12 protein-coding genes and 1 tRNA gene are annotated in these 13,825 nt (G+C 34.7%); 4 read left to right on the top strand and 9 right to left on the bottom strand.

Annotation, left to right across the window (positions count from 1 at the left end; translation table 11 throughout):
- The first annotated feature begins 123 nt into the window (after positions 1-123).
- Positions 124-1,155, top strand: coding sequence for an ankyrin repeat domain-containing protein (locus phytr_RS01595; RefSeq protein WP_106874149.1), 1,032 nt, complete (start codon positions 124-126; stop codon positions 1,153-1,155).
- 159 nt (positions 1,156-1,314) lie between these two features.
- On the opposite strand, the gene phytr_RS01600 is transcribed toward phytr_RS01595, so the two are convergent.
- The 3 genes from phytr_RS01600 to phytr_RS01610 all read right to left on the bottom strand — a co-directional run bounded on the left by phytr_RS01600 (position 1,315) and on the right by phytr_RS01610 (position 5,051).
- Entirely contained in the window at positions 1,315-3,207 is a 1,893-nt protein-coding gene (locus phytr_RS01600) for a coiled-coil domain-containing protein (protein ID WP_106874150.1), read from the bottom strand.
- A gap of 266 nt (positions 3,208-3,473) precedes the next feature.
- A complete protein-coding gene (locus tag phytr_RS01605) occupies positions 3,474-4,271 on the bottom strand; it encodes a hypothetical protein (protein WP_106874151.1) in 798 nt (265 codons plus the stop codon).
- An 18-nt stretch (positions 4,272-4,289) separates the two neighbouring features.
- Complete coding sequence (locus phytr_RS01610) at positions 4,290-5,051, bottom strand: hypothetical protein (RefSeq protein ID WP_106874152.1); 762 nt, start codon at positions 5,049-5,051, stop codon at positions 4,290-4,292.
- Positions 5,052-5,360: 309 nt separating this feature from the next.
- Here phytr_RS01610 and tolB point away from each other — a divergent pair, with 309 nt between their 5' ends.
- Positions 5,361-6,665: a Tol-Pal system beta propeller repeat protein TolB gene (tolB, locus tag phytr_RS01615; protein WP_106874153.1), complete on the top strand. Its 1,305-nt coding sequence runs from the start codon at positions 5,361-5,363 to the stop codon at positions 6,663-6,665.
- 27 nt (positions 6,666-6,692) lie between these two features.
- Here the strand turns inward: tolB and phytr_RS01620 are convergent, their stop codons facing one another.
- Together phytr_RS01620 and phytr_RS01625 are read right to left on the bottom strand one after the other, a co-directional pair.
- Complete coding sequence (locus tag phytr_RS01620; RefSeq protein ID WP_106874154.1) at positions 6,693-7,238, bottom strand: cell cycle transcriptional regulator TrcR; 546 nt, start codon at positions 7,236-7,238, stop codon at positions 6,693-6,695.
- A 41-nt stretch (positions 7,239-7,279) separates the two neighbouring features.
- Positions 7,280-7,356: transfer RNA gene (locus phytr_RS01625), tRNA-Pro, on the bottom strand.
- A gap of 301 nt (positions 7,357-7,657) precedes the next feature.
- Here phytr_RS01625 and phytr_RS01630 point away from each other — a divergent pair.
- On the top strand, positions 7,658-8,569 hold the full coding sequence (locus phytr_RS01630; protein ID WP_106874155.1) for a D-alanyl-D-alanine carboxypeptidase family protein: 912 nt from the start codon (positions 7,658-7,660) through the stop codon (positions 8,567-8,569).
- 3 nt (positions 8,570-8,572) lie between these two features.
- A complete protein-coding gene (gene cutA, locus phytr_RS01635; protein WP_106874156.1) occupies positions 8,573-8,890 on the top strand; it encodes a divalent-cation tolerance protein CutA in 318 nt (105 codons plus the stop codon).
- 42 nt (positions 8,891-8,932) lie between these two features.
- On the opposite strand, the gene phytr_RS01640 is transcribed toward cutA, so the two are convergent.
- The 4 genes from phytr_RS01640 to rpsG all read right to left on the bottom strand — a co-directional run bounded on the left by phytr_RS01640 (position 8,933) and on the right by rpsG (position 13,793).
- The gene (locus phytr_RS01640; RefSeq protein WP_106874157.1) at positions 8,933-10,039 is read right to left on the bottom strand and encodes a hypothetical protein; all 1,107 of its coding nucleotides are present in this window, start codon (positions 10,037-10,039) and stop codon (positions 8,933-8,935) included.
- Positions 10,040-10,200: 161 nt separating this feature from the next.
- Positions 10,201-11,157: a sodium-dependent bicarbonate transport family permease gene (locus phytr_RS01645; protein ID WP_106874158.1), complete on the bottom strand. Its 957-nt coding sequence runs from the start codon at positions 11,155-11,157 to the stop codon at positions 10,201-10,203.
- Positions 11,158-11,199: 42 nt separating this feature from the next.
- The gene (gene fusA / locus phytr_RS01650; RefSeq protein WP_106874159.1) at positions 11,200-13,278 is read right to left on the bottom strand and encodes an elongation factor G; all 2,079 of its coding nucleotides are present in this window, start codon (positions 13,276-13,278) and stop codon (positions 11,200-11,202) included.
- A 14-nt stretch (positions 13,279-13,292) separates the two neighbouring features.
- Positions 13,293-13,793 carry a 30S ribosomal protein S7 gene (gene rpsG / locus phytr_RS01655; protein ID WP_106874160.1) on the bottom strand — a complete coding sequence of 167 codons (501 nt, stop codon included), beginning with the start codon at positions 13,791-13,793 and terminating at the stop codon, positions 13,293-13,295.
- Positions 13,794-13,825 lie beyond the last annotated feature (32 nt).

Here is a 13,825-nt window from a genome sequence, read left to right on the forward strand (position 1 = left end):
TTTTTGCAAATATAGCACTGTTGGTATGAATATTATGAAACGGGTAGGCTAAATATTAAAAAAAGTTGTTTTATGGTCAATATATACTTATCATGTTGAAAAAATATTTATTTTGGCCATCAGATGAACTTTCGAGATCATATAGAATTATTTCAGGGTATCCAATCGGGTAGAATAGAGCAAGTAAAAAGTAAATTAGAAGCACTTGAAAATAATTCTGAACGAAAAATATTATGTGAAGTAGTTCGGTATCTTAGATCATTTTTACAGGAAGAGTATACAATCGACAGTCCTTGTCATAGTAAGGACTACGAAGAGTTTGTTGGTCTTACTCTTTTAGAATGTGCTATAAAAAATGCTAATCTAGATATAGTCAAATTATTGCTAGATTATGGTGCAACACCTGGGGAAGTCTCTTATTTAACGTATGAAGATGATACAATCGGGGTAACGCATAGTATTCCCTTAATTACTGCTTCAGAAAGCGGTAACTTAGAAATCGTTAAATTATTATTAGAGTATGGAGCAAGCTTTAATATGATAAATTTTCCATTGCTTTATGCTGTGAAAGGCAATAATCCTGATATGGTTGAGTGGTTTTTAGAGAATACTCTGAAACCTGCATATGAAGGACAGTGGTATGAGTTATTAGATATAGCTATTACAAATAAAAATAAGAATATTTTAGCAATTTTAATAGATGACCCTGCAATGGCTTTGAATCCATCTGAGGGGAGGGTGTTGCTTTGTAAAGCTGTTAAACAGAATGATATAAGTATAGTAAAGTTTTTGATAGATAAAGGGTTAAGCTCAAATTCTAATGCCTTATTTCCGGCTATTGATAACCGAAATTTAGAAATGCTTCAATTACTTCTGACGCATGGTTTTAATGATGATATTAATAAGGAGGTAAGTGATTACAATATGACTGCTTTAGCTTGGGCCATGAAATCCAGATATTATGAAGGGGTAAAATGTTTATTGAAGTATGGTGCTAATACAAACAAACTTTTATGGACTGATGAAACAGAATCTGTTGAAAAAGGGGATGATACATATTTTGAATTACTAGACCAATATCAGGATCAATCTGCAACAGAGGAGAGCAAAGGTAAACACAAGCTTTTAATAGGAGACATTGATGCGGATTGGTAGATAATTATTTAATTCGTGATATTTTGATATAGCTTATTCTTTTTTGAGGGGTACAAAATTGGTAATAACTAACTTCTTCAGTCTATGGTGATGGATAAAAAGCATCATAAATACTTATCAAGTATCTATGATGCTTAAGTATCTTTAGGAGTAGTGGTGTTATTCTCCTCTGCCCCATCCTGTACGTTTTTTCAAGTTAGCAGCTAAGCTAGTCGCCCCTGTTTTCATTCGCTGAGCTATGGAAGGCTTTTTAACATCTTCTCTAGTCTGTTCTACCGTTTGACGATCTTTAGGTGATAATTTATTCCATAAATTTGTAGCTCCCGCAGACATATTACTTCCTAAATCAGACATACCTTGCCTTGTTTTTGAAATACCTTCAGCCACGTTTTGTTTTGCTTTTGAGATGACTCCATCTGATGAAATACCCATTTGCGCTAAAGTATACTGGTCAGCTATAGCTACACCTTGCTGAGCTTTGGTTGTGGCAATTCCTAAATCTTGTTTGCGAATTTCTGCTTCTAATGAACCAACTACTTTCGTAAGTGCTTTTGACTCTTCTTGCAACTCATGTAGGCTATTTTCAGAAGCTTGTTTCCGCTGCCCATTATCCTTTAAGGCTTTTTCAATTCGTTCTAATTCAGCCTGTAGTTTTGCATGTGACTTTTCTCCCGCCTCTAAATTAGCAACAAAATTTGGTATGTTTCTGTTAGCTTCTTTCCATCTATTTTTTGCCGCATCAATATTTTGTTCAACCGATCCTGTAGCGCCTTCTTGGAATCTCAATTCTGCATCAGCTTTTTGTTGACTTGCCTTAGATTCTCTTATGAATCGACCAGCTGAATCTTCGAGAGCCCTTAATTCTATCTGTTCTCTTTTTGTAAGAGGACCTTTTCTGCTTTGTTGTATATTTTGAAGTTCTTCTTCAAATTCTCTGACCTCTTGAGTCTGATTTTTTAAGGTGTGTTGTAATTCTGGTAATTTGCCTCCTACATTTGTGTGCAAGTGAGAAAGTGCTTTTATGTCATGTTTAGCTGCTGCCGACTTTTTCGTAATTTGTGCTAGCGTTTCCAAATTTTCGTTAGTTATGGCGGTTGCTTGTTGTATCGTGGATTCTAATTGTTTCTTCTGTTTTTCCAAAGCTTGTCTTTCTTTTTCCAAGTTTGAAAGAGTTTGGGTTGTTTGTTTGATTTTATTTGTAGCTTTCTGCAATTCTTCTTTTTTCTCTTTCAAAATAGAATTTCTTGTTTCTCTGAATTCTTGCTGACTAGCAAGTTTTTCGGATAGAGATGTTACTTTGCGTTGAGCAGCGTCTTGAATTGGTCGTTTTTTCTCTTCTTGTTTAAATTGCTTTTCTGCTGCTTCGCGTGCTTTTATTTCCCTTTCTTCTTGTTTTAATTGAGCTTTTTTCCTATCAATTTCTCCCAGTTGTCCTTGACGGGGCGCATTCCTTTTAAACAAATTGCCTAAGCGATCTTTCATAGAGCGTTTTTCGAGATTTTGTTTCGTTAATTCTTCTATCCTTTCATCCTGACGTACCCCAAACATGTGCTGTAAGTTTTCAAGTGCTTCCTCTCCCCGAATATCATTTGCTTTTTGATTATCCTTTTTTGCCCTTCTCTGAGCCGCTAATTCTGATCTTTCAAACATGTTATTCATAGATTCAAAAGCTGCTGCTTCTTTTGCTTTTTCCGCTTTTATTGCTGCCCTCGCTTTAGTACCACGAAAAACTCTTTGTATTGTAGTAGCTGCCGCTGCTGCTTCTCGTTCTGCTTCTCGTTCTGCCTCTTTTTGTTGGTAGATTGGTTGCACGTTTTTTGTAAGTTCTTGTATTATCTTTTTGCTGTCATTATCGAAATAACGTTTTAGACCCAAGCTCCAGGCCATGGGACGACTTTTTGCGAAGTTATTGACAGCTTGCTCTATTAAGTGATGATAAGCTTTAGGTATTCCTGTTTGATTCTCATCAATATTTTTATAATTATTAGTTCCAAATGATTCCTCGATAAAATTGAAAATTTTGCCTGCTATTTGTTCTGGTGTATCAGCCATAAAATGTACCTTTATTAATTATACAGGCTTATTATACTTTAAGTTAAAAATTTAGGTTATTAAAGTACCATATAATTTACGATTTTTAATATATTAGTAGCAATATAGGCACAGAGACTCATATTTTCTTTTTGTTTTGTGAAAATTTTTTAAAAAAGATATCACTTTATGGTGAAGTATTAAAATAGTTAAAAATTTCCAAATAAACAAAGATTATACGAGGCTTTTTTGATAAATATTAGAGTGGATCTTGCTGATCGTGATGGTCATAAAAGTCTGTAGCTTTGCCTAACTAAGTGCATGGTTAGTGTTGATTCGTGGTGTCCTAAACCTAAGTCAGGTAAAGTGACATCATTATGCTTTGGAAGTTCCATTGATTTGGAAAGTTGAAATGATTGTTGCAGTGCTAATTTAGCTTGTGCCTTAACCTCTTCAGGTAAGCTATCTAAAGTATGGTGCCTTTTCTTTTCCATTGTTTTAGGAGAATAACATCTGGCTTTAGGAGAATAACATCCTTGGTGCATTTCTGAGACTGCCTGTATAACTTGTACTTCGATAGGTTGTAAATTGGGCAAAGTTACTTTATTAGATAGTGATTTGTTCAAAATATTTAGAGGCGGTTCTAGATATTGATGCTGTAATTTAGTTTCTTTTGCGACCAGTGTTCTTTGAAATTCTTCATTGATTTCATAAGGTTCTCTACCTGGATTTTGTGCAACAGCTTTTCTGACATCTTGAAATAAACCTTTAAACCCTCCAAAAACTTTTAAATCTGTAGTATTTTTTAATTCCTCTGTAAAATGTAGCAGATTTTCTGTTGTAGGATTAGTTAGAGCTCTTATTACTAAATTTTCAATCTCAAATTTTTGGTCGTCTAAAAAAATTTTGATAGCTCTTTGTCTTGCTTCCAATAATTCATGAACGAGGTCTAATTGCTCCAAATTAAAAGAATCAGCATTGATATCCAGGTGTATGTCATTTTTTATATCCTTAGTAATCTTTTCGCGTCGCTTATCTAACCATTCCTTTAGGGGGCCTTTGAGTTGTATCTCATCTTCTGGCATAAACATACCCTTATTTGATTATTCTAATCTATTATATTTAGAATCACGTAAATAAGAAGTTAAACTAATAAAGGAAGTTGCTTTGATATACTTTGTGTAAGTATAAACACAAAAAGTTAAGAACCCCGTCCTCCTAGTGAGTTTTTTTTTGTTGTTCATTTTGGGTACTGTTGATGGGCGTCTCGCTCCTCCTTGTCGGACTTCTGGAATTATTGATGATTCACTTTGTCTTTCCGTAAAAGGTAGTAAGGCCTGTCTTGCATTAAGGATAGTATTTTGATCACCAAATTGAGTTGATGGTAGTTCTCTTAATTTAGGCAAAATTACTTTGTTAGATGGTTGTTTTGTTATTTTGTCAGGATGCTGAGGAGAGGGTGTATTAGAATGATCAATTATAGGTAATTCCTTTTTTCCTTGAGGCATACTAGGCAAAATCACCTTCCGTTGTGAATTAGTTTGTTTTAGGTCTTTTAACCTTTTGTTCACTTCGTTTTCAAATATTTCCGCTACTTCGTGATAAGTTGCATTTGGATTTTCTTTGGCAACTCGGGATGCGCTGTGCAATATGTCTTGAAAATTAAAAACTAAGCTAGCTCTCCTTTTATGTAATTCCTGCCTAAAATGTTGTAAATTTTCTACTGTAGGGTTCTCTAAAGCTTGTTTTAGTAGATCTTTAACGTGAGATTTTTGTTCATCTGGAAAAATTTCTAGAGAATTTTGGCTTTCGTGTAATAACTGTTCCGCAAGTTCTTTATGTTCTTCTGGAAGACTATCTAACAATTTTGTAAGTTTGGGTAATAACTCATCCTCTTATGACATAATTATACTTTGTCTTTAATTATATCTCGCTAATTGTATTTGAAATTAAAAGAATCAAAAATTAAATTAATAAAAGATAGACTGTTTTAATATATTGTGGAACTATAAGCACAGATAGTTTTTTGCTATGCTCAGAATATGAACTCTAAATGTGAAAGATTATATAAATTATTAGAAGATGTTTTAAGTTGTTATGGATTTACACTGAATTTGTTCCTTGCAAAGGCTATGTGAGTATATTATGATCAGGAAAAATTAGACACTAAAAATATGATGATTTTTGTAAGAATAGCGCTGTTTTTACTTTGCGTTAACTGCTCTTATGCCATGGAGGAATTATACATCTCTAAAGGTATTCAACAACTTACTCCTATTGCTGTAAATGATTTTGCAACACCTGATATCACTGAGAAGCGTTTGGCTGAAAACATTGTAGAAGTGATCAAATCTGACTTAAGATATTGTGGCATCTTTAAGCTGATATCTTCCAATTCATTCATAGAAATTAAACGTGGCGTGTACCATAAGCCAGATTTTGCATCTTGGCGTCAAATTAATGCTAATCTTTTACTCAATGGTCAGTTAAGAAGGGATAATGCAAAGCAGTTTGCTACTAAAATGATTCTATGGGATAACATTACGGGTAATAAAATTTTATCTATTACTTTTAAAGGTAGTATAGATTCGTGGCGTCGTGTTGCGCATCAAGTGTCGGATAAAATATACGAATCAATAACTGGTGATAAAGGATATTTTGATACAAAAATATACTATATCGCTGAGCGCGAAAGAGGTCCGAATAAATTTAAAAGGATATCTGTAATGGATTATGATGGCTCTAATCATGAATTTTTGAGTGATGATAAGGTTATCAGTTTAACACCGCGATTGTCTCCAAGTGGTAAAAATTTGTTATATGTCTCTTATCTTCAAGGAAAACCTAAGGTATTTAGTAGAAGCCTTAAAACGGGTAAGTCTACATTATTGATTACTGATGTGGGAATGTCGTTTGCTCCGAGATTTGCTCCAGATGAGAGTAAGATTATATATTCTTTAGCGCGTCATGGCGCGACGCATCTGTGGGAAATGAATCTTAAAAACTTTAAGACAAAACAGCTTACGACAGGTTTTTCTATTAACACATCTCCTACATATTCTCATGATGGTAAATTGGTATTTTTTAACTCTGATCGTAGCGGTTCAAAGCAATTATATTCAATGAAGATAGATGGAAGTGATATAACGCGTGTAAGTTTTGGAGAAGGTAGCTACAGCACTCCTGTGGTATCTCCTAATGGTAAATACATTGCTTTTATCAAATCTATTCGAGGTGAAGATTTTTACTTGGGAGTTATGAATATTGATGGTAGTAATGAGAGATTGCTTGTTAACAGTTATCTTGTCGATAGTATTTCATGGGCTCCAAATAGTAGAGTTATAGCTTTTGCTAAAACGTATAGGGTAGGGGCTAAGAAAAAGCCTGTAACAAAAATTCATACCATTGATATAGAAGGTTTGAATGAAAGAGAAATTCCAACTCCTTTTGATGCTACCGATCCTGAGTGGTCTAACTAATAAGTAAGATTTAAAAGTCTTATAGCGTTAAGAATTATTTTCGCCTGTAAGATTATCCATTTCTTGTTGTGAACAAAGTCCTAAAAGAACTGGATTACGGGGCTTTAATTCACTCATATTCCAATGAGTTTTTGCTCTAACCTTTGCGACGGTATCTTTTGTTGTGCCAAGAAGTTTAACTATTTGAGCATCGGTGATCTCAGGATAATTTTTAACAATCCAAAGTATTGCGTCAGGTCTATCTTTACGTCTTGCTAGTGGTATATATTTTTTATTGCTGGACCTTTTTTTAGTAGTCTTTTTAGTACCTTGGTGATTGAATAGCATACTTAAGGAAGCTGTGGAGTCTGCGCAGCATCTTGCTATTTCTTCATCAGTAAGTTGCATAGTATTGCGAACGGGGTCCACTCCCATTATGCCTTTTGCCACATCCCCATCTGCTATAGCTTGTACCTCTAATTCATGCATCCCACAAAAATCTGCTATTTGTTTAAATGTTAGACCCGTATTTTCAACCAACCATACAGCTGTAGCTTTTGGCATAATAGGTAATTTCTTAGTTTGTTCTTGCATAAATTATAGTACTTAGCAATTCATTATATCTTAAAATGGAATGGTCGGAGCAGAGAGATTTGAACTCCCGACCCTCTGGTCCCAAACCAGATGCGCTACCAGACTGCGCTATGCTCCGTTATATTTTAAAGTTTTAAGAGCTATACCAAAAGTTCAAAAACTTACTTTCTAACTCCATAGTTCAATGTATACTAAATCTCCCTCAATTGCAATAGGTCTTCATATAATCAAAATAATTCTTTGAGACTTTTAACCTTAAAATTTTTTGTATAAGTGCAAACATGGAAATATTTTCTTTAATAAATTGTAAAATTTTTAAATTTTCCTTCCTTGCTTGATATATATTGTGTTATATATTTAAAAGTATTAGGGCTGCGTGGCTAGAGGCTGGGAAAGTTCTAATAATAAAATGTAATAATATGACCTGGGCATCTAATCTTCTTAAATTTATCCTTCTTGCTATACTTTTTATACAAAGTCCAGCTTATTCTAGGATTAAGCACACAAAATCAAAAACAATGCCTGCTGCATTAATATACGACGCATCAAGTAGGAAAGTGCTTTATGCCCATAATATTAATCGCAAGATTCATCCAGCATCTCTTACAAAAATGATGACGGTTTATATTGCCTTTGAACGCTTACAACAAGGGAAATTAAGCTTAGAAGATGAAATTACAGTATCTAATCATGCAGCAAATGCTAAGCCATGTAAGCTTGGACTTGAAGCTGGAGAAACAATCACTGTTAAAGAAGCAATTTTGGCTACAATAATTAAATCTGCAAATGATGCGGCGCGTGCTATTGCAGAAGAGATAGGTGGTTCAGAACGTAAGTTTGCATACATTATGAATAGGAAAGCTAAGGCTTTAGGTATGCGCAACACAGTTTTCCGCAACGCCTCAGGTTGGCACGACCCACGCCAGACTACTACAGCAGTAGATTTGCTCAAACTTGCAATTGCTTTAAAGAGAGATTTTCCAGAGTATTATCCTATGTTTAGACTAACTTCATTCATGTTCAAGAATAAGGAATATCAAGGGCATAATCATGTAGTTAAGAATTATGTAGGTGCTGAAGGTATGAAAACGGGATACATATCAGCTTCGGGATATAATTTAGTGACGGCTGCAAAAAGAGGTAATAGGAGATTGATAGGGGTAATTATAGGAGGTAAAACTGCTAAAGAACGCGATGGTAGAATGATAACACTCTTAAACAAATATTTTTCTACATCAAATAAAACTTTTATCAAGTCTGTAAAATCTAAGCCCAAATCTAAAAAGATTATTACTAGCGTAGCAACGCTAAAAGTCGATAAAATTGCCTAACGCATGAAGAATATTTCAATAGTATATACTACTATAGATTCCATTGAAAATGCACGCAAATTAGCTCGTCAGGTTGTAGAACTCAAGATAGCTGCATGCGTTAATATAATTCCTAATGGTTTGTCTATTTATTTTTGGGAAGATAAAATTGAGGAATCACCAGAGTGTTTTTTGCTGTTCAAGACAAGTAAAACAAATGTTCTAAAATTAAAAAAATGGCTTATTGCAAATCATCCATATTCTATTCCAGCAGTATTGGATGCTCAAGTTGAAATTAATAATGGATTTTTAGATTTTGTTGAAAAATACGTAAAACAATAAGGGTACTACCGATACTATGTCGGTAGTACAAAGTATAGACAATTAAGCTGCTGGTGCTTCTGAGCCCATATTGTCATCTCCAGTGAGATCTATCGTATCATGAAGCACGTTATCGATATTGTCACAGGTTGCATGATAATGCTCATCTTCTCCAACTTCTACTACTAATGAGTCCATATCGTGATTTTCCGCAACCTCTACTACTAATGAGTCTATATCGTTATTTTCCGCAACCTCTGTCTTTTTATTGGAAGTATAATCTTTATCATAAACGCATTTGTAATCTTCTTCGTCATAATTAACGTCTATTTTTTCGATTTCTGAAGAGTCTATTGAGCCTGTGTTCATCATTTTGATTTTGGGCATCTTAATAGATTTACAGATAGATTTGCAAGAATTTTTAATGGCATCAAAAGTGTTGGCTCCAATTATATAGATAATTTCACCGCCAATAAAAAACATATCTTTCGTTGCTTCGAATATCTTTTTAGGATTTTGTATGACATACCATAGTCCTATGACTCCAGGTGTCAGTGTTGAATAGTCTTTAAGGTGATCGAAAAAGTTTGTTTGATTTTGTAATTTTATTCCTTTTTCTAATGTTTCGATATCTTGAGCTTTTAAGGATGAGGTTTGGGTTAATTCGGCAATTTTGTCATTTAATTTATCATATCTAGAATTTAAAAAATCTAGTCTATTATCATTTTCTAAATTGTTTTGGCTGGATATTACTGCATCCATCCAGTCTGTTGTAGCTTGAGCAATTTTTAGACTTACGTCCAGTTTTTCGTCTTGCAATCGAGCTATTTCTCTATCTGGATAAGCTTTCTCTTGCTTTAATTTGTTGATACGAGGTCTTATCTCCAATGCTGCCATATCTGCATTATATTTTCTTATTTCCTTATTATGGATAATTGTATGGATTCCATATAGTAAAGATCCAACGCCTACAATTAAAGGATACGCTTCTTGTAACAACTCTATAAATTTTTCACACTTTGCTTCTAAAGTATCTTCGGAAGGTTTGTTGTGCAATTTATCTAATTTAGACTGTAAATCTTTTGCTCTGCTTTCAGAAATCTCTTCTAAAAGCCCATCATCTGTGATTTCAAAGTAACCATCTACACCGTAAAGTATACCTTTTGTCATAATATATTGTGAATAAAACTAATGTTTTGTTGATATCTCTATTATAATATTATTACATTGAATGTCAATAGTTTTATTAAAAATAATTAAACTTTGATTTATAAAATCTAAGAACTAAGTAAGAAAATTAATATGATGTATTATGGATAAATTAACTATTATTAATAAAAACTTTGTGCAATAAAGTTATATATAGGGATGCCAACAATTATGTTTAAAGGAAATGTAATGCCTAAAGATATGCTCATATAAATGGCTGGTTTTACCTCTGGCATTGCAATGCGTAAGACAGCGGGTACAGCAATATATGATGCACTGGCTGATAGAACCATAAGAAGAATGGTATCGCCTAAAGATACATGAAAAAAGTAACATAGTCCCAGAGCAATCAAGGCATGTGCGAATGGAGCCATAATTGCATACTTAAAGATAATAGGTGGTTTATTTTTCAGGTCGCCTAAATTTTTTGCTGCTAGCAGTCCCATGTCTAGCAAAAAGAATGCTAGCAAACCTTTAAATAGGTCAATTGAAAATGGAGCCATCATTTTATGTCCCATTTCTCCTGAAAAAAAACCTATGGCTAATGAGCCAAGTAAAAGTAACTGGCCCCCATCGGTAAAAGATTCGTGAAGAATCTTGCGAATAGAAAAATTGAAACTGTAGGTATTGTATTCGTGTCGAATTTTATTAGCAAGAATTATTGCGATAATGATGGCAGGAGATTCCATGAGGGCCATGGCAGCAGCCATATGACCCCCATAACTGATACCGTTTTGATCTAATATTTGTGTCGCCGTAATAAAAGTAACGGCACTGATAGAACCATAAGTGGCCGCGATAGCTGCCGCATCGAGCCTATCTAGTTTTTGTTTTAGTAAATTATAATCAATGATAGGAATAAGTATTGCCATACTAATTGCAATTCCTAGGCTTATTGCTACTTCAGTGGTCAAGCCTGATTGATTTAATGCAAAACCGCCTTTTAAACCTAAAGCCATTAGAAGATAAAGAGATAAAAAACGTGATATAGGTTGAGGTATTTCTAAATTTGATTTAACTAGTCCCGCAAAGACGCCAAGGATAAAAAATAAGACGGCTGGATCTAGTAAATTGCTCATAGTTATTAAAGCTACCGGTGTTAAAACCGGTAGGCCAAAATATTAAGCTTTTTTCTTGATTGCATCTACTATATGCTGAGGTACTTGAGCGTAATGAGAGAATTCCATAGAGTATTGTGCTCTACCTTGAGATAAAGAACGAAGGGTGTTAACATATCCAAACATTTCTGCAAGTGGTACGCTAGCACTAATGATTTGTGCATTACCTCTCATAGTCATGCTTTGCACTTGTCCTCTACGACTATTTAGGTCCCCAATAACGTCTCCCATGTAATCTTCAGGAGTTACAACCTCAACTTTCATTATAGGCTCAAGCAGGCAAGGAGATGCTTTTGGCATAGCCTCTCTAAATGCGGCTTTTGCTGCTATTTCGAATGCTAAAGTACTTGAATCGACATCGTGATACGCTCCATCAATTAAAGTTGCTTTAAAGTCAATTGTGGGATATCCAGCAAGTACTCCGGTTTCTTTAATTTGTTCTAAACCTTTTTCAACACCTGGAATATATTCTTTAGGTATATTACCACCTACGATTTTGCTTTCAAATACAAAACCACTACCTGGCTCAAGTGGAGCAAACTGAATTACAACTCTAGCAAATTGACCAGCGCCACCACTTTGCTTCTTGTGGGTATAGTTAATTTCTGTAGGTTTGGTGATGGTTTCTCTATAAGCAACTTGAGGAGCGCCAACATTAGCATCTACCTTAAATTCTCTTTTCATCCTATCTACAATAATCTCTAAATGTAGCTCACCCATCCCTTTAATAATGGTTTGGCCAGTTTCAGTGTCACTAGAAACTCTAAAAGATGGATCTTCTACGGCAAGCTTTTGAAGAGCGATGGACATCTTTTCTTGGTCAGCTTTTGATTTAGGCTCAACGGCAAGTTCAATCACAGGATCTGGGAATTCCATCCTTTCTAATAATATCCTATGGTCCCCATCGCAAAGAGTATCGCCCGTGGTTGTATATTTTAGACCAGCTAATGCTACTATATCTCCAGCTTGAGCGGTTTTAACATCTTCTCTTTGGTTTGCGTGCATTAAAAGCATACGCCCAATTCGCTCTTTTTCACCTTTGACTGTATTAACAACGCTACTACCAGATTCTAAGGTGCCAGAGTAAATCCTTACAAATGTTAAAGAACCTACAAATGGGTCGTTCATCACTTTAAACGCAAGTCCTGAAAATGGTGCAGATTTATTGATTTTTCTTTCAATTGATTCATTAGTCTTGCAATCAATTGCATTAATGTGGTCAATATCCTCAGGTGAAGGTAGATAATCGATTACTGCATCAAGTAGTGGTTGTACGCCTTTATTTTTAAACGCACTGCCACAAAGCACTGGTACAAATTTTCCTGCAATAGTGCCTTTACGTATGCATTTCTTGATTTCGTTGATGCTCAGTGTTTCGCCGGATAGATATTTTTCAAAACATTCATCATCAGCTTCAACGCATGTTTCAAGTAATGCGGAATGATACTTTTGGGCTTGTTGCTCCAACTCTGAAGGAATCGATTCAAAGGAAAAACTTGCTCCAAGATCTTCATTTTTCCAAATAATCGCCTTCATTTGAACTAAATCAATAACTCCTTGGAATTTATCTTCTATACCTACAGGAAGTTGTAGCACGAGAGCATTAGCGCCAAGACGTTCCTTAATCATATCAACGCATCTGAAAAAGTCAGCGCCAGTTCTATCTAATTTATTAACAAAGCACATTCTTGGGACATTGTATTTATCAGCTTGTCTCCATACTGTCTCAGATTGAGGTTCAACGCCGGCTACACCGTCGAATACTGCAACAGCGCCGTCCAGAACTCTTAAAGATCTTTCCACTTCAATCGTAAAGTCTACGTGACCTGGTGTATCTATGATATTGATTCTTTTATCATTCCAAAAACAAGTGGTTGCAGCTGAGGTAATCGTGATACCTCTTTCTTGCTCTTGTTCCATCCAATCCATTGTAGCTGCACCTTCATGCACTTCACCAATTTTATGTGATCTTCCTGTGTAATATAAAATTCTTTCTGTAGTTGTGGTTTTACCAGCATCGATGTGTGCACAGATACCGATATTTCTTACATCTGATAAAGAGTGCTTGTTATTCTTAGACATATTTTTAGTTAAGGTTAATTAGAGGCAGTTTGTTTTGTTCTACTCTTTGGACTATAATGTGCAAATGCTCTATTTGCTTCGACGGTTTTATCGTGATCTGTACGTTTCTTGAATGCAAGACCTCGTTTGTTATATGAATCAAAAATTTCTTCAGCAAGTCTTTCAACGCTTGAATTTTCTGATCTAGTTCTCATGGCGTTAATAATCCATTTGAAAGCTACGTTATTACCTCTTTCAGCTTCGCAAATTTCAGGAACTTGATAACTTGATCCTCCAATTCTAACGGATCTTAATTGTAAGTTTGGTCTTAAAATGTCAATAGCTGCAATGAAAGTTTCAAAAGGATTGACTTGATATTTTTTTTCGATGATTTTAAAAGCGCCGTATACTATCTTTTCGGCTACTGTTTTTTTGCCATCAAACATTATTTTGTTGATAAATTTAGCGACCCTGACATCTTTATATATGGGATCTGGCACAATTTCTCTTTTTTCTGCTGCATGGCGACGTGACATAGCTACTTAAAATTTTTAAATGTTATTATATT

The sequence above is a fragment of the Candidatus Phycorickettsia trachydisci genome (genome assembly GCF_003015145.1).
Taxonomy (GTDB): domain Bacteria; phylum Pseudomonadota; class Alphaproteobacteria; order Rickettsiales; family Rickettsiaceae; genus Phycorickettsia; species Phycorickettsia trachydisci.